Source organism: Bacteroidales bacterium (assembly GCA_013314715.1).
GTDB lineage: Bacteria > Bacteroidota > Bacteroidia > Bacteroidales > GWA2-32-17 > Ch61.
On record JABUFC010000026.1, the window covers coordinates 25478 to 43878 of the forward strand.

Annotated in this window: 16 protein-coding genes and 1 tRNA gene; 16 read left to right on the plus strand and 1 reads right to left on the minus strand. The window is 32.6% G+C overall.

Going from position 1 to position 18401, the window contains the following annotated elements; all coding sequences use genetic code 11:
• Positions 1-201 precede the first annotated feature (201 nt).
• Positions 202-272: transfer RNA gene (locus HPY79_07560), tRNA-Gln, on the plus strand.
• 76 nt (positions 273-348) lie between these two features.
• Here HPY79_07560 and HPY79_07565 read toward each other — a convergent pair.
• Positions 349-1815, minus strand: a complete 1467-nt coding sequence (locus HPY79_07565) for a PKD domain-containing protein (GenBank protein NSW45654.1) — start codon at positions 1813-1815, stop codon at positions 349-351.
• 189 nt (positions 1816-2004) lie between these two features.
• Between HPY79_07565 and HPY79_07570 the strand changes: the two genes are divergently transcribed.
• The 15 genes from HPY79_07570 (at position 2005) to HPY79_07640 (ending at position 18268) form a co-directional block, all read left to right on the plus strand.
• The gene (locus tag HPY79_07570) at positions 2005-2439 is read left to right on the plus strand and encodes a hypothetical protein (protein NSW45655.1); all 435 of its coding nucleotides are present in this window, start codon (positions 2005-2007) and stop codon (positions 2437-2439) included.
• 128 nt (positions 2440-2567) lie between these two features.
• Positions 2568-4628, plus strand: coding sequence for an OmpA family protein (locus tag HPY79_07575; GenBank protein NSW45656.1), 2061 nt, complete (start codon positions 2568-2570; stop codon positions 4626-4628).
• A gap of 61 nt (positions 4629-4689) precedes the next feature.
• Positions 4690-5862, plus strand: coding sequence for a phosphoribosylformylglycinamidine cyclo-ligase (locus HPY79_07580; protein NSW45657.1), 1173 nt, complete (start codon positions 4690-4692; stop codon positions 5860-5862).
• A 7-nt stretch (positions 5863-5869) separates the two neighbouring features.
• Positions 5870-6958 carry a peptide chain release factor 1 gene (gene prfA / locus HPY79_07585; protein ID NSW45658.1) on the plus strand — a complete coding sequence of 363 codons (1089 nt, stop codon included), beginning with the start codon at positions 5870-5872 and terminating at the stop codon, positions 6956-6958.
• Positions 6959-6964: 6 nt separating this feature from the next.
• On the plus strand, positions 6965-7792 hold the full coding sequence (gene pyrF, locus HPY79_07590) for an orotidine-5'-phosphate decarboxylase (protein ID NSW45659.1): 828 nt from the start codon (positions 6965-6967) through the stop codon (positions 7790-7792).
• Between the two features lie 6 nt (positions 7793-7798).
• Positions 7799-9076 (plus strand): DUF2851 family protein, encoded by a 1278-nt coding sequence (locus tag HPY79_07595; protein ID NSW45660.1) that lies wholly within the window; start codon positions 7799-7801, stop codon positions 9074-9076.
• A gap of 1 nt (position 9077) precedes the next feature.
• Positions 9078-10067 (plus strand): potassium channel protein, encoded by a 990-nt coding sequence (locus HPY79_07600; protein ID NSW45661.1) that lies wholly within the window; start codon positions 9078-9080, stop codon positions 10065-10067.
• Positions 10064-10834, plus strand: a complete 771-nt coding sequence (gene rsmA / locus HPY79_07605) for a ribosomal RNA small subunit methyltransferase A (GenBank protein NSW45662.1) — start codon at positions 10064-10066, stop codon at positions 10832-10834. The genes HPY79_07600 and rsmA overlap by 4 nt, the downstream gene beginning before the upstream one ends.
• Positions 10835-10971: 137 nt before the next feature.
• Entirely contained in the window at positions 10972-11985 is a 1014-nt protein-coding gene (locus HPY79_07610) for a hypothetical protein (protein NSW45663.1), read from the plus strand.
• 61 nt (positions 11986-12046) lie between these two features.
• The gene (locus tag HPY79_07615; protein ID NSW45664.1) at positions 12047-12988 is read left to right on the plus strand and encodes a hypothetical protein; all 942 of its coding nucleotides are present in this window, start codon (positions 12047-12049) and stop codon (positions 12986-12988) included.
• A complete protein-coding gene (locus tag HPY79_07620) occupies positions 12978-14438 on the plus strand; it encodes an O-antigen ligase family protein (protein ID NSW45665.1) in 1461 nt (486 codons plus the stop codon). The genes HPY79_07615 and HPY79_07620 overlap by 11 nt, the downstream gene beginning before the upstream one ends.
• Positions 14439-14449: 11 nt before the next feature.
• Positions 14450-15403 (plus strand): hypothetical protein, encoded by a 954-nt coding sequence (locus HPY79_07625; GenBank protein NSW45666.1) that lies wholly within the window; start codon positions 14450-14452, stop codon positions 15401-15403.
• A gap of 99 nt (positions 15404-15502) precedes the next feature.
• Positions 15503-16498, plus strand: a complete 996-nt coding sequence (gene gap / locus HPY79_07630) for a type I glyceraldehyde-3-phosphate dehydrogenase (GenBank protein NSW45667.1) — start codon at positions 15503-15505, stop codon at positions 16496-16498.
• 107 nt (positions 16499-16605) lie between these two features.
• Positions 16606-17580, plus strand: coding sequence for an acyl transferase (locus tag HPY79_07635; GenBank protein NSW45668.1), 975 nt, complete (start codon positions 16606-16608; stop codon positions 17578-17580).
• A gap of 7 nt (positions 17581-17587) precedes the next feature.
• The gene (locus tag HPY79_07640; GenBank protein NSW45669.1) at positions 17588-18268 is read left to right on the plus strand and encodes an NAD-dependent deacylase; all 681 of its coding nucleotides are present in this window, start codon (positions 17588-17590) and stop codon (positions 18266-18268) included.
• Positions 18269-18401 lie beyond the last annotated feature (133 nt).

An 18401-nucleotide genomic window follows, 5' to 3' on the forward strand; every position in this document is an offset into this window, starting at 1 on the left:
GGTTAAATGCCATGTAAAAGGGGGGCTGTTAATCGCAGTCCCTTTTTTTGTAAAAAAATCAAAAAAAATTTGTCAAATAAAAAAAAACAATCTATATTTGCACCCGATTTTGTTCTAACTAGTATTGTCCGATGGTGTAATGGTAGCACTGCAGATTTTGGTTCTGCCTGTCCAAGTTCGAATCTTGGTCGGACAACGTGCTGTCCCGTTGTGTAATGGTAGCACAGCAGACTCTGGATCTGTTAGTCGGGGTTCGAGTCCCTGCGGGACAACGGGAAGTTTAAAAAAATAAAAAATAGGCTGTCTCTAAAAAGGACAGCCTATTTTTTATTATACAGAATCTGGTAATTAGAGTTTAACAAATGGTAAAGTATAATTTTTCTCAGCATTAATAATTTTAACTATATATATACCTTGTTTTAAATTCGATATGTCAATTTTACTGATTGATGATTGTTTTTTCAAGTTTAGAATGGTTTTACCCGTATAATCCATTATTTCTATCGAATTGTTAAAAGTATCGGGAGTGTTTATTGTTAAATAATCTGTGCAAGGATTAGGATATAAATAAATTTGATTTAAAAAAGACGAATTGACCTGTAAGGTTGTAATGGTTACGGTTTGCGATATGGTATCGCTTCCACATTCATTGCTAACAATTAAATATACGGTATATGTGCCCGTTGCCATATAGGTATGAGTTGGATTTTCGGTAGTATCGCCCACTATGTAAGGGAAAAAGTCGGAATCGCCAAAAAACCATTTCCAACTAGTAGCATCGGTAGAGGTGCTGGTAAAATTAACAGTAGCATCGGTTTGGGTATAGGTAAACGAAGCAACAGGGATATTTCCCGGACATTGTAAATCTATCGTTAATATTATCGTGTCGTTTCCACAATCGTTCGTTGCTATTAAAGTTACGTTGTAGCTACCATATTGCGTATAAATATGAGTGGGATTGGCAGTAGTATCGCTTGGCATAAGAGGAAATAACTCATCGCCAAAATACCAACCATAACTAACAGCGTCAACAGATTGATTGGTAAAACTAACTTCTAAACCATTGTTGGTGTATGTAAAAGCAGCATGGGGCATGTTTCCAGGACATATTATTGAAATAGTGTCGCGAAGGGTATCGGTTATACCACATGCATTATACGATATAAGTGTTACAACATAGTCGCCGTATTGAGCATAGTTGTGGGTTGGATTGGTAGTAGTATCACCTTGCGATAAAGGTGGAGGCAATAATTCATCACCAAAATACCAAACATAATGGGTTGCATCGGTCGAAGTATTTGTAAAAGTTACATCGTGAGCATTTTGAACAAATGTAAATGATGAATGAGGAGCACCTGTACACACATCGATGGTAATATCAAACGAAGTTTGAGGTGTTGTAAGGTTTATACTTGAAACAATAATATAATAAGTATTGCCCGAAGTTAGGTTAACTGTTAAAGAAGGATTTCCTGTGATTGAATTGCTATTGGCAATACATTGTACATTGGCATCATCGGGGCATAGATCGGTTACAAATAAACCAACGGCGGGCGAGGTATTCGACAAAGCAATGTGGTAATCACCATCAACAGAAGGAGTAAAAGAAAATACATAATCTTTACCCGACATGTAATTACTAAGACCAGAACCACTACAGGGTAGCGAATTGTAGGTGGTTCCAATAGTAGTTAAACTACTTGCTGAATAAGGAACCGAACTTATAACATTGGCTTCAGAGCAGGTACTACCCGTTTGAGCATAAATACTACTTATAAAAGTTGTTAAAAAGAATAAGGTAAATAATTTTTTCATAGCAAAAAAGTTTTTAATTATTGGCAAAAATAGTATTTTTTTCAAATATAGCCTAATTTATTTTATATTAAATCTTGTAAATTATGTGTATAAAAATAATTTTACAAAATAAAATATAAATGAAAAAAACTATTGTTCATTTAAAAAAAAAGTTATAGTTTTGTGAATTAACATTAAAATTTAGTTTATATGAAAAAACTCTTTGTTATTGTAATTGTAGCAGTTTTTGCTTTTAGTTCTTGTGGCAAATATGAAGAAGGTCCTGCCTTTAGTTTAGCTTCTAAAAAGTCGCGTGTAGTAAATACATGGGTATTAGACAAAGAATTTGTTAATGGACAAGAAGTTACATTAACAGCCGATCAAAAAGATGATTATATTGAATTTACTAAAGATGATAAAGTAAAAATTACTTATGTATCAGGAAGCCAGTCTACTACTGTTGAAGGTACTTGGGAATTTGATGATAAAAAAGAACATTTGATTATTAAATTCTCATATACTTATTTGGGACAAACCATTACAGAAACACAAACGGCAAAAATTCTTCGCTTAAAAAGCAATGAAATGTGGTTAGAAGAACAAGATGGTAATGATACTTATAAATATTATTACGTAAGCAAGTAAAAATTTTTTAGGTTATTAAACGGAGGCTGTTAATAATTTAACAGCCTTTTTTTGTTTTTAGCTTTGTATAAGAAAAAAAATACTTAATTTTATGCCCAACTTTTAAGTATAAAGAAATTATCCGCAATATGAGAAAAGGAATATTATTTATTTTATTGCTAATAATAGCAAAAGCTTCATTCCCACAAGCCAAAGAATATCAAAAAGGTGAAGAAGCTTTTATGTACGAAGAGTACTGGACAGCTATAGAACACTTTAAAGTTGCATATTCAAAATACAACGACCCTGTTAAAAAAGCTGAACTAGTATATAAAATTGGTCTATGTTATAGAAATCTTCATGAATCGAAAGAAGCTGAACTATGGTTTAAAAAAGCGATAAAGGTAAAATATCCCGATCCCTTAGCCGTACTATATTATGCCGACGCTCTAAAAATGAATGGGGCATTCGAAGAAGCTATCGTTGAATATCAGAATTATGGGAAATTAGTCCCGGGTGATAAAAGAGCCGAGCTTGGAGTAAAATCGTGCCAATTAGCGGCCAAATGGATAAATAAACCAACACGCTATGCCGTAGAAAATATGGCTTTCTTTAATTCAAAAGATCAGGATTTTAGTCCTGTATTTGCAAAAAAGGATTACAAAGTATTATATTTCACATCGAATCGATCGGGTTCAACCGGCGATCAAATACATGCTCGCACGGGAGCTGGATTCATGGACTTATGGGAAACTTCGGTTGATAGAAAAGGAAAATGGAGCGAACCCAAACCAGTTGAAGGTGCCGTTAATACACCCGACGATGAAGGTGCATCTTCATTAAATTTAAAAGGAAACACACTTTATTTTACACGCTGCGTTGTAAATAAAAAAATGGTTTTAGGTTGCAAAATATATGCATCCGAGCGCAAAGGAGTTAATTGGGATATAGCTCAAGAAATTATGGTAAAAGGTGCTGTCGATAGCACTACTATTGGGCACCCATCTATTTCTGAAGATGAATGTACTTTATACTTTTCAGCTGATTTACCCGGAGGATATGGTGGTAGAGATATATGGATGATTAAACGTGATAAAAAAAGTGCTCCATGGAATCCCGAACCCATCAACTTAGGTCCTGAAATTAATACCCCTGGTTATGAAGTATTTCCGTATATTCGCAATAATGGAAAACTTTATTTTTCAAGCGATTATCATGTTGGTATGGGTGGACTTGACATATTTGAAGCTACTCCCGACTCAAAAACCGGAAAATATAAAGTAGTAAACTTAAAATACCCTATCAATTCCAATGCAGATGATTTTGGAATCATATTCGAAGGTGAAGCAGAACGTGGCTACTTCTCTTCGAACCGCAAAGGAGGCAAAGGTGGTGACGATATTTATATGTTCTATTTACCACCATTACAATTTACACTTAAGGGTTTTATTAAGGATTGTAAAACCGATGAACCTATTGTGGGTGCAAAAATAATACTTAAAGGAAGTGATGGAACCACAGTCGAAGGCCTTAGCGAAGCCGATGGTTCATACAAATTTAATTTAAATGCTAATACCGATTATCAAGTTCTAGCATCTAAAGAAAAGTATCTAAATGGCAATGCCGGAGAATCGACAAAAGGATTAGAAGAAAACAAAGAATTTAATGTCGATATTTGCCTTGAAAGTGTTAAAGAACCCATTGAACTACCCAATATTGAGTATGATTTAGGGAAATGGGATTTGCGTCCAGAATCGATGGTGTCGTTAGATAAATTAGTTGAAACTTTGAATAATAATCCCAACATTGTTATTGAATTAGTTTCACATACCGACTTTCGTTCCGATGATAAATTTAACTTAGAACTTTCGCAAAAACGTGCTCAATCGGTGGTTAATTATTTGATTGAAAAAGGTATAGAACCCGACCGCTTAATAGCTAAAGGATATGGCGAAACTAAACCCAAAACAGTTGATAAAAAAATGGCCGAACGTTATCCTGGCTTCTTAAAAGAAGGACAAGTATTAACTGAAAAATTCATAAAAACTCTTTCAACAGTAGAAGAACAAGAAGTTTGTCATCAATATAACCGTCGTACTGAATTTAGAGTTATACGCGAAGATTATGTCTCTAAAAAACAAAATACAACACTTCCACAAAACTTACCTACACCACCATCGAACGAAGAAAATAATCAAGAAAACGAATAAGTTTATTCTAATATAAGTAACGTTCCGGAAATATAATGCCGGAACGTTTTTTTATATCTAAATGAAAATGAAAAGTGGAAAATACAATAGCAGGGGAGTTAGCTCTCAAAAAGAAGATGTACATGCTGCGATTAAGCATATAAATAAAGGTTTATATCCTAATGCTTTTTGCAAAATATTGCCCGATTATATTTCAAATAATTATTCAAAAGGGATAATAATGCATGCCGATGGTGCTGGTACAAAATCAGCACTCGCTTATATTTATTGGAAAGAAACAGGCGATTTGTCAGTATGGAAGGGCATTGCTCAAGATGCGCTCATTATGAATGTTGACGATTTGCTTTGTGTTGGCTCAACCGGACCATTTTTAATATCTTCGACTATTGGTAGAAATAAAAATCTTATTTCGGGCGATGTAATTGCAGCTATTATTAATGGATTTAGTGCTGTAGTGGATGATCTCAATCATTATGGCATAGAGTGCCAACTGGCAGGAGGAGAAACAGCAGATGTTGGCGATTTGGTTAAAACTATTATAGTAGATTCTACTGTTTATACTTCTATCGACCATTCCGAAGTTATAGAAAACAAAATTCAGCCTAATGATGTTATTGTTGCATTTGCTTCATTTGGACAAGCTACGTACGAAAACGAATATAATAGTGGTATTGGCAGTAATGGGCTTACATTTGCTCGTCATGAAGTGTTGTCAAAAGAATATGCAAAAAAATATCCTGAAACATACGATCATTTAATACCCACTGATTTAGTTTATTCAGGACCATATAAAATTTTTGATACTTATCCAGATAGCACATTAAACGTAGGAAAAATGTTACTCTCACCAACAAGAACTTATGCACCACTTATGAAAATGATTTTAGAAAAATATCGTTCACAAATTCATGGCATTATTCATTGTACGGGTGGGGGACAAACCAAAGTATTGCACTTTATTGATAAATTACACATTGTTAAAGATAATTTGTTTGATATGCCCCCCGTTTTTAAGATGATTCAAAAAGCTACAAATACCGATTTAAAAGAAATGTACAGTGTTTTCAATATGGGGCATCGTCTTGAAATTTATACACCAGAAAATATAGCCCATGATTTAATATCTTTAGCAAAATCGTTAAATATCGATGCTAAAATAATTGGTTATTGCCAAAAATCAGAAACAAAAAAATTGACAATTAAAACAGTTGAACAGGAGTTTATATATAAATAATAGAGGTATGGCAGAAAATTTATTTATCGAAAAGTTAGAAGGCGTTCAATCGAAATTTTTAGAAATTGGCGAACAACTTACGAACCCCGAGGTAGTTGGAGATATAAAACGTTTCGTTGCATTAAATAAAGAGTATAAAGCAATGGAACCCATAGTTGCAGCTTATAAAGAATATAAAAATGTAATAAGCAACATCGAAGAAGCACGCAATATTTTATCTAATGAAAAAGACGATGAAATGCGTGAAATGGCAAAAATGGAGTTAGATTCATTGCTTAAACGTCAGGAAGAACTTGAATCTGAAATTAAGATTTTACTTTTGCCTAAAGATCCCCAAGATGCTAAGAATGCAATTGTTGAAATACGAGCTGGTACTGGTGGCGATGAGGCTTCGATATTTGCTGGCGATTTATTTAGAATGTATTCCAAATATTGCGAAAATAAACGATGGAAAATAGAAGTAAATAGCTTCACCGAAGGAACTGTTGGAGGATACAAAGAAATAATTTTCAAAATAATGGGTGATGGAGTTTATGGTATTATGAAATTTGAGTCGGGAGTGCATCGAGTTCAGCGAGTACCACAAACCGAAACTCAAGGAAGAGTTCACACTTCGGCTGCTACTGTTGCCGTATTTCCAGAAGCAGATGAATTCGATGTTCAAATAAACCCTAACGACATACGTAAGGATACTTTTTGCTCAAGTGGACCAGGCGGACAATCGGTAAATACAACTTATTCGGCTGTACGTTTAACACATATTCCTACAGGTATTGTTGTAAGCATACAAGACGAGAAATCGCAAATTAAAAACTACGAAAAAGCATTAAACGAACTACGTACACGTATTTATAATTTAGAATATCAAAAATACCTTGATTCCATTTCGGCTAAACGAAAAACCATGGTATCAACAGGCGACCGTTCTGCAAAAATCAGAACCTATAATTACCCTCAAAATCGTGTTACCGATCACCGAATAAATTTAACACTCTATAACCTCGATGCTATTATTAATGGCGATTTAGATGAGCTTATCAATCAACTTCAAATAGCCGAAAATGCAGAAAAATTAAAAGAAACTGAACAAATTTAAAATCCAATGAAATTAAATACCATTATTTCTGAAATAAAAAGAAAACAAAGCTTTTTATGTGTTGGACTCGATTCCGATTGGGCAAAAATACCTGCTTGTATAAAAACAACCAACGACCCTGTTTTTGAATTTAATAAAGCTATTGTTGATGCTACTTCTCAATTTTCAATAGCTTATAAGCCCAACATTGCATTTTACGAAGCTATGGGAATAAAAGGATGGCAGAGCCTTGAAAAAACAGTATTTTATATAAAAGAAAAATACCCCGAAATATTTATCATTGCCGATGCTAAACGTGGCGATATTGGCAATACATCAGCCCAATATGCCAAAGCATTTTTCGAAACAATGCCCTTCGATGCTATTACGGTTGCTCCATATATGGGAAGTGATAGTGTAAGCCCTTTTTTAAAGTTTGACGAAAAATTTGTTATTTTACTTGCCCTTACATCTAATACCGGTGCAAACGATTTTCAGTATTTTAAGCAAAATGATGAATATCTCTTTGAAAAAGTATTGAAAGAATCGCAAAATTGGGCAGGAAAAGAAAAAATGATGTATGTCGTAGGAGCTACACGTGCCGAAATGCTTACACAAGTTCGTAAAATTGTACCCGATCATTTTCTTTTAGTTCCAGGAGTAGGAGCTCAAGGAGGAAGTTTGCAAGAAGTAGCTAAATATGGTTTGACAAACGATGGTGGCTTAATCGTCAATTCTTCGAGAGCCATCATCTTTGCTAGTGCCGAATCAGATTTTGATAAAAAAGCAGCGGGTGAAGCGAAACAAGTTCAAGAAGAAATGCGTAAACTGTTGCAAGAAAAAAATATTTGTTAATCATTAATGAACGAGGATTTTCTCCAATTTTTATGGCAATACAGACTCTTTAACGAAGAGTTGCTCGTTTCTGATAAAGGAGAAAAAATTAAAATTATAAATATTGGAACAAAAAATTCCGATGCTGGACCTGATTTTTTTAATGCTCGAATTGTTTATAATTATGTCGAATGGGCTGGAAATATTGAAATACACAAAAATGCTTCCGATTGGAATAAACATAAACATCATCAAGATCAAACATACGACAATGTAATATTGCATATTGTATGGAATAAAGATACAGAAGTATATACAACCCAAAAAAGACAAGTATTAACGGTTGAATTACCTGTTTTGAATCATACCAAAAATGAGTATTTAAAACTATACGAAAACCATAAATCTATTGCATGTAGTGATAAAATTAAAAATTTAAATTTACCTATTACAACCTATTTGACTTCTTTAGCTATAGCTCGACTCGAAAAAAAATCCTCATTTATTTTATTTGAGTTAAAAGACAGCCATTATAATTGGGAAGAAACCTGGTACCGTGTACTGGCATATAGTTTTGGTTTAAAAGCTAATGCACAGGCATTTCTTATGTTAGCTAAAAGCTTACCCCTATCGCTAATTCAGAAAAATGTCGGAAATTTGTTGACTATCGAAGCTTTGTTTTTTGGACAATCTGGACTTTTACCGAGTGATTCAAACGATCCTTACGTTAACCAATTAATAGAAGAATATAAATATCAAAAAACAAAGTATAATTTAAAACCATTAACAGCTACCATCTGGAAATTTTCAAAAATTCATCCACCTTCATTTCCTACAATTAGAATTGCTCAGTGGGCAGCTTTTCTAAATAAACATGCAAATTCAATTACTCATTTTCTAAAAGTACAATCGCTTAAAAATTTATCTAAAATGTTTAATGTTACGCCATCCGAATATTGGCAAATACATTATCATTTTAATTCTAAAAGTAACAAAACTAAAATGAATCTTGGAAAAAGTTTTATTAATATTATTTTAATAAATAGCTTTTTCCCATTCGCATTTACCTTTAGCAAAGAAAGGCTAAACAATGAACTTAGCGATTGGGTGCTCGATATGCTCGAAGAAATGCCCCCCGAGAAAAATCATATAATAAAAGACTGGATAAATGCCGGCATTGAACCTCAAAATGCTTTTCAATCTCAAGCTTTATTGCATTTATTCGAAAATTATTGTAAACCACGATTCTGTTTACGTTGCAATATAGGTACTTACATTCTTTTACAAACTAAATCTCTTGTTTAATATGAATTTTAAACGTTTAGTGGGGTGGTTGCTTTTAGTTTTTAGTATAATTATTTTAGGTATTATAGGTTATAGAGTACTTGAAGGATATTCGTGGATTGATAGTATTTACATGACCATTATAACTATAGGAACAGTTGGATTTAGGGAAGTGAAGCCACTTTCTGACAATGGAAAAATATTTACTTCAATTCTTATTATTTCAAGCCTTATTTCAATGGGCTTATTTGTAACAGCTTTAACAAAATATTTTTTTGAAGGATATTTAGGCACGTATTTTACAAAGAAAAAAATAATAAAAATGATATCAAATTTACAACATCATGTTATCGTTTGTGGCTTTGGCCGTAATGGACGAGAAGCCGTACATGAATTATTAAAAAATCATGAAAAAGTAGTAGTTATAGAAAAATTTCCTCCCAAAAACGAAGATTTAAAACTAGATGGCTTGTTTTTTATTGAAGGTGATGCAACCCAAGAAGAAACACTACTGAAAGCAAATATAATAAACGCAAAAGCCATTATTACGGCAATGCCAAACGATGCTGATAATCTTTATGTAATTCTATCTGCCCGTGAACTAAATCATAATGTATTAATTATTAGTAGAGCGAGCGATGAACATGCTATCAAAAAATTGAAACATGCTGGAGCAAAAAATGTTATTATGCCCGATAAAATAGGAGGCATTCGAATGGCCAAATTGGTATTTCAACCCAATGTGGTTGATTTTGTTGAACAAATTTTGCAACTAAAGGGGAATGTTAAGATAGAAGAAATAGTTTGTACTAACGATTTTTATTTTCAAAAATCAATTCGCGAACTCGATGTTCGAAATTCCGTTGGAACTAATATATTAGGTATGCGACGAAAAGATGGGTCGTACTTAGTAAATCCTAGTGCCGATACCCTAATTCATGAAGGCGATGCTATTTTTGTTCTCGGTACTCACGACCAAATTACCTTGCTTAAAAAGCTATTGCAAAAATGAAGGTACAGCCCAAAAAACATTTAGGTCAGCATTTTTTGCATGATAAAAACATAGCTTATAAAATTGTAGATATTTTGACCGATGCACCCACTATTATTGAGATAGGAGCGGGTATGGGTATATTATCGTCAATTTTACAAGAAAAATTTGGGACTAAGGTCTTATATTTCGATGTAGATAAAGAATCTATAAAGTTTTTAATCGATGAATTAAAAATACCCGAAAAACAAGTTTTTTTGCAGGATATTCTTGCTTACGATTTTTCAAAACAAACTAACTCTATTCATATTATTGGTAATTTTCCTTATAATATCAGCAGTCCTATCTTTTTTAAAATTCTTGAGCATAAAAATAAGATTGATCAAGTGGTTTGTATGATCCAAAAAGAAGTAGCACAACGTATAGCAACGAGCGAAGGATCGAAAACTTACGGGATTTTAAGTGTATTATTACAAGCCTTTTATGATATTAAATATCATTTTACCGTCAACGAAAATGTATTTACGCCTCCACCAAAAGTAAAATCGGCAGTTATTGAACTTAAAAGAAATAATGTAAACAATATTGACTGTAGTGAAGAGCTATTTTTTAAAGTAGTAAAAACAGCCTTTAACCAACGTAGAAAAATGCTTTCGAACAGTTTAAGCTCCATTATTTCAAAAGAAGATATTCCAACTCAATATGGTAATAAGCGACCCGAACAAATGTCAGTAAAAGACTTTATTGATTTAACGAAACAAATAGAGCAAATATATTTTAGGGAGTAAGTGATAGCAATTAAAAAAATATAATTAAGAGCTGATAAGAAAAAGATTAAATATAGGTAAGTTAGTTTTTGATATTTTTGTTAAATATTCGTTGAGTTAAAGGAATTATTTATATTTTTGCCGTGAATTTTAAATGAATGGAAAATAATTCAAATCACTTTTTTTCTGCTTTTTGGCTCTTAGAACTATATCGCTCAAATAAGAGAATATTACACATAGTTTTAATGAGTGCTATTGTGATATTTTCTATTCTCGCTATTATTTTACCTTCAGAATACAGAGCTACCGTTATATTATTTCCGGCAAGCAATGAGTCCGCTAGTCATACATTATTATCTGTAAATGAAAGTTCAAAAGGTTTAAGTCGATTTGGCGAAACCGAAGAAGTGGAATATTTTTTACAAGTTCTATATAGCGATCAAATAAAAGATTATATTACTAAAAAATTCAATCTATACGAACATTATGGTATTGATACTACTTCTCGCTATCCGAAAACCAAATTAACCGACAAGTGGGAAAACAATATTTCATATCGTAAAACTGAATTTCTTTCAATTGAAATTGAAGTTTTTGATAAAGACCCCGAAACAGCCGCAAAGATTGCTAATACAATAGCAGATTATTCAGATACATTATATAACAAGATAAAACACGAGCGAGCCATAAAAGCATTTGAAATTGTTAAAAAAGAATATTTTGATGCATTAAATGAAATTCAAAAAATGCAAGATTCTTTACAAAAACTTAGGGAGTTGGGGGTAGTTAATTACGAGGCACAAAGTGAGGTTTATAGTGATGCCTATGCACAAGCCTTAGCCAAAGGCAATAAAGAGGGGGCGAAGGCTATCGAAGAAAAATTTAAGATTCTTGCTCAATACGGCGGAACGTATCAAATGTTCGATGAGATATTAATAAACGAATCAAAACGTATCAGTGAACTAAAACAAAAATACCTCGAAGCCAAAGTCGATGCTGAGCAATATATACCCTATAAGTTTATCGTTAGTAGAGCCGAAGTACCCGAAAAAGCTTATTACCCAATACGCTGGCTTATTGTTCTGGGAGGAGTTTTATCTACTTTAATTTTAACAGTTTTTTTGTTGGCTTTTTTAAGTCAAAAAAAAAAATCTATCAATCAAATGGACTAATGTGTTATGGCAAAAAATAAAAATACAAATCAATACATACGAACTTTTTAATTACGACGGTATGGAAAAATTATTTAATAACAAATCGCTTTTTCAACTAATTTCTAAGTGGAAATTACATCTAATTATTATTAGTATGGTGTCAATAGCTATAGGTGTTTTTATCTCTTCACCCATTGTTATTACACCTAAATATAAATCAACGGCAATTGTTTATCCGACTAATATTTCAGAATATTCTAAAGAGTCGACAACCGAGCAAATGTACCAAATTTTTATGTCAACGGATATAAAATTTAAAATGTTAGATGCATTTCAATTAGACAAGCACTACAAACTTAGCAAAAATGATCCTCTTTTTATTACTTATTTTTTAGATGAATTTAATAACAACGTTAGCATTTCTAAAACCGAATTCGAATCGGTACAAATTACCATTTACGATAAAGATCCTAAGGTAGCTTCTGATATGGTAGATAGCATGATCGCTTTTTATAATGATAAAGTTGCCGAATTGCATAAACGTAAACAAAAAGAAATGATCGAAATTATGTCTAAAGCAATGAACGATAAGAAGAAAGAAATAGATTCGGTCGAAAACAAATTAATAGAAATACGAACTAAATACGGAATATTAAATGTAACTACCCAAAGCATCGAAGCAACAAAAGGTATGATACAAGGAAATAAACAAGCAACTGAATTATATAAAAATTTAGAACAATATGCCGGAACTTATAAAGAACTAGATTCACTATCGTGGCATTTCCGCAAGGAATATATTAATTACAAATGGCAATACGAAAACGCATTACGCGAATATAACAAAAACATTACTTATGCGCAAGTAGTGCAATATCCTTTCCCAGCCGATAAAAAATCTTATCCTGTTAGATGGGCTATTGTTGCTCTTACATTAGTGGGTGGACTTATTATTTCTTTAATAGCCATTGCTTTAATAGAAAGTAAAAAACAAAAGACCAATACAGCCATTGAGCCTTAGTAAGCGAGATATTATTGGTGTTTATGTTGCTGTCTTAATGTTTTTGGCATTAAGTACCTATTTTGTTGCAAAAAACCAATTTGTTTTTTTATTAGCACCATTTGCTCTAGTTTTTTTGTTTGTCGCTATTTTTGCATTAGACAAATTGCTCCTATTTATTGTTTTTTCTACACCGATATCGTTACAATTGAGTGAATTTGTTTCGGGTCTTCCTATCAACATGTTTTTACCTACCGAACCACTTTTATTCGGAATATTATTATTATTTATACTTAAAATTATTGTTGGACGCGATATAGATATTTCTATACTTAAACATCCTATATCGATCATTATTTATATACAACTTGCTTGGATGTTATTAACAGCATTTACAAGCACCATGTTTTTTGTATCTATTAAGTATTTTTTAGCTCGTTTATGGTTTGTGGTTGGATTCTATATTTTAGCTGCTCATTTATTTAAAAATCAAAAAAATATTGGTAGGTATATTTGGCTTTATGTTTCTACCTTAATTATTGTAATTGGTTATGCTCTTTATCGTCAGTATCAGCATGGACTTTTCGATCAGCAATTTGCAAACAGTGCTCCCAATCCGCTATATAACGATCATACTGCTTATGCTGCCGCTTTGGCTATGATTTTGCCTTTTATGGTTGGACTACTTTTTTTAAAGCAATATTCTTATTGGCAAAAAATAGTAGCCTTTATTGTTTTATTTATAGTTATTGTTGGCTTAGTTTTTTCATACACTCGCGCAGCATGGTTGAGTTTGGTGGTGGCCTTTATTGCTTTTATTATACTGCTGTTTAAGATAAAATTCAGAACCATTGTCATTCTTTTGGTATCATTTGGTTTAATTTTATCGCTTATATGGACGCAACTAATTATGAAACTCGAACGCAACAAGCAAGATGCTTCGAGTAACTTTACTGAGCAGATACAGTCTGTTACCAATATTTCTACAGATGCAAGCAACCTCGAACGCCTAAACCGTTGGAGTTGTGCATACCGTATGTTTCTCGATAAACCTATATTAGGATGGGGTCCTGGTACTTATATGTTTAAATATGCACCTTATCAATTATCATATCAACGTACTATTATCAGCACGAATTTTGGTGAAGTAGGTAATGCACACAGCGAGTACCTTGGACCATTAGCAGAACAGGGAATACTTGGACTTGTTTTAATGTTGATACTTGTGTTTACAACACTTTATTATGCTGTTAATCTTTATCGAAAATCCACCGAGCGTAATGTTAAGATTATTATATTGTCGGCAACTATTGGTCTTATAACTTATTATGTACACGGATTGTTGAATAATTTTCTCGATACCGATAAACTTTCGGCTTTGTTCTGGGCTTATACAGCCATTATTGTAGTTTTTGACATTCAATACAGAAATCAAACTCAATTAAAAGATTTGACAAATTCTCAAAAATAGGTTAACTTTACATGTTGAAACCTATTTCTACTATTATGCGAACAAAAACATTATTTTTAATTATTGGTATTTCTTTTCTAGTATTACCAATATTTTCACAAACATCTTACGAACAATTAAAAAATAAAATTGATACTATAAAAATTGATTCTACAACATTCGGAGAAGTTTATGGAACACAACTCGACGAAATTTTTATGGATATGAAGCAAATTAACAATGCTCTTACTCTAAAAAGCGACTCCCTTACCAAAGTAATTGCTAATATGCAAGATACCACATTGAAAAACGATTCAAAAAATAAACTATATTTTTATGCAGCTCTGGTACTAGCATTTTTAACTGTTTTATTTGCTTTGCTATGGTTCATATTTATGATGAAAGCCAATAAAAGAAAAAAAATATATCAAGAAACAAGCCTCGAAATAGGTAAATGCAAAGCAGAAATAGAAAAACTAAATGCTTATCTAGCTTCTGAAAAAGAACAACATCAATATGCCTTAGAAATGCTTGAAAATGAGAAAAATAAAGTAATTTCCGAATATAAACAGCTTATACAAAAATTAGAACAAACACAACAAACATTGCAACAAAAAGAAAATGAATTGACACAAGTAAAAACTACCTTTGAACAAACTATCGAACAATATAAGCAAGAAAAACAACATTTACAAAGCGAACTTTCGCAACAAGTAACTAAAAACGAGGAAACCGCATTAATTATAAACGAATTAAAAGAAAATGAGCGTGTCAAAAACGAACAAATCAACAACCTCGAAAGTGAAATCAAAAATTTAATACAGACAAAGGATAACCTGTTAGTTCAAATAGATGAACTCAAAAAAAATAGTGAAGATTTACAACAACAAATTATTGAAGCAAATTTAACCAAAGAAAAAGTGAACGAAGAATTGAAAAAGTTTGTTGAAGAGTTACAAACCATGCTGCCATTACCCAAACGATAAGATGCATTATTTTATTTTAAAAAGCATAAATATTTTTTTTATCATAACTATATAATTATTTTTACATTATTTTTGACAAAAAATTTGTATATGGAAAAGATAAAAGTTGCAATTAACGGGTTTGGAAGAATTGGACGTAATGTATTTAAAATTGCGTTAGAAAAACCAAATATTGAAATTATTGGTATCAACGATTTAACCGATACCAAAACTTTAGCTTATCTATTAAAATACGATTCTACACAAGGAAAGTATAACGAAACGGTATCTTACGACGATACACATATTATAGTAAACGGCAAAAAAATTAAAGTTACGGCAGAAAAAAGTCCAGCTCAAATACCATGGGTGACTAAACCCGATGTAGTAATTGAGTCAACCGGTAAGTTTGTGTCACGCGAGAGCGAAAAAGGTGGTTATGGCGACCATTTAAAAAATGGAGCGAAAAAGGTTTTACTTACTGTTCCTGCTAAAGACGAAATTGATCGAATGATTGTACTTGGTGTAAACGACCATGAATTGAAACCTACCGATTTGTGTGTTTCTAATGCTTCGTGTACCACCAATTGCCTTGCTCCTATTGTTAAAATATTAAACGACCATTGGGGCGTTGAAAATGGTTTTATGACCACCGTCCATGCTTATACCAACGACCAAATGATTTTGGATGCTCCTCATAAAGATCTACGTAGAGCTCGTGCCGCTGCTGTTTCGCAAGTGCCTACTACTACCGGTGCCGCAAAATCGGTTGGAAAGGTTATACCAGAATTAAAAGGTAAGTTAGACGGTATTTCTATTCGTGTTCCTACCCCAACAGGGTCTATTGTTGATTTTGTTGCAAACTTAAAAAAAGAAGCAACTAAAGAAGAAATAAATACAGCCATTAAAAAAGCATCAGAAACTACCATGAAAGGTATAATAGAATATTGTGAAGACCCTATCGTTTCTGTTGATATTATTCATAACTCTCATTCGAGTATTTTCGATGCATTAAGCACCATGGTCATTGGAAAAACTGTTAAAGTGCTTTCTTGGTACGATAACGAATGGGGTTATTCTAACCGTGTTGTTGACCTTATTGGTAAATTATTTTAAAAAAAATAAAAAAATATCAATAATAAAAGCTCGGCAATATTGTCGAGCTTATATTTTAATATAGGTACTTTCTTGAATTTGAATATAAATAATAAAAAAACTCAGTAATGAATGCGAACGATATTTTTAATATAAACAATTCACAAGCTTTTGAAAAAACTGCACTTAATGTTTTTAAATTGCAGTATGATTTATTACCCTTGTATCGTTCGTTTTGCGATAGTATTCAACGTACTCCACAGAATGTTAGCGAAATAAATCAAATTCCCTTTTTACCCATTCAATTTTTCAGAACTCACGAAATAAATATCAACCCATCATACGATATACTTTTTGAGAGTAGCGGTACAACACAACCCAATACCTCACGCCATTATGTTGCCGATAAACAGCTTTATAAAACAAGCTTTAAAAAAACGTTTGAATTGTTTTACGGACCTTCGGAAGATTTTGTTTGGTTGGCACTTATGCCATCTGTTTCCGAGCGTAAGCACTCATCGTTGGTATATATGACCGATTATTTTATCCGACATTCAAAACATTCTGAAAGTGGTTTTTATTTGAATAGACTCAACAAATTGTATCAAACCATTTTAACCTGTATTGAACAAAAAAAGAAAATCATTTTGTTGGGTTTGTCGTATGCTTTGCTTGATTTTGCCGAAAACTATTCGTTGCCGACATATGAAAATCTAATAGTGATGGAAACCGGTGGTATGAAGGGTAAACGTCCCGAAATGGTTCGTCAGGAATTGCATACTTTTTTAATAAAAGCACTTAATGTTACTAACATTCATAGTGAGTATGGAATGACTGAATTACTTTCGCAAGCTTACTCTAAAAGGGAAGGTCTTTTTAGAACTCCACCTTGGATGAAAGTACTAATTCGTGATGTTTACAACCCTTTAAATATAGGTTTAGTAGAACGAAATGGCGGTATAAATATTATCGATTTAGCTAATATTTATTCTTGTGCATTTATCGAAACCGAAGATATGGGCATGGTACATACTGACGGTAGTTTCGAAGTGATTGGTAGAATGGAAAATACTATCAATAGAGGATGTAATATGTTAATATAAAATATCTATGCAAAAATTAGTAGTTCTTACCGGTGCAGGCATCAGTGCCGAAAGTGGCATTAGCACTTTTCGCGATAGTGGTGGCTTGTGGGAGCAATATCGTATAGAAGATGTAGCTACGCCAGAAGCATGGAAAAAAGATAAAGCATTGGTTTTGGAGTTCTACAATCAGCGTAGAAAGCAATTATTGCAGTGCAAACCCAATAATGCACATAAACGATTAGTCGATTTAGAACAATATTTCGACGTTTACATCATTACCCAAAATGTGGACGATTTGCACGAACGTGCAGGTAGCAAACAAGTATTACATTTACACGGTGAATTACGAAAAGCTCAGAGTAGTTTAGATCCGAGCTTAGTTTATCCAATCGAAGGTTGGGAGTTGAAATTAGGCGATAAATGCGAAAAGGGGAGTCAACTTCGACCATTTATAGTTTGGTTTGGCGAACCTGTTCCTATGATGGATAAGGCAATCGAATTGACTGAAAAAGCTGATATTTTTGTTGTAATTGGCACCTCGTTGCAAGTTTATCCGGCAGCAAGTTTATTACAATATGTAAAGCCACACAGCCCTATTTTTATTATCGATCCTAACGATGTTTATTCATGGCGAAAAGCAACCCATATTAAAGAGAAAGCGAGTGTGGGGGGAGAAAAGTTAATCTCATTACTAAAAGAAATTTAAATTATTCCCGACTTCGCCACTTTTTAGGCTTAAGTAATTGATATACAAATACATAAAAAATCATGTAGGCACTACACGATTTTACAAGTAATTATATATCAATACATTATTGAATCATAAATGGAATATTTGA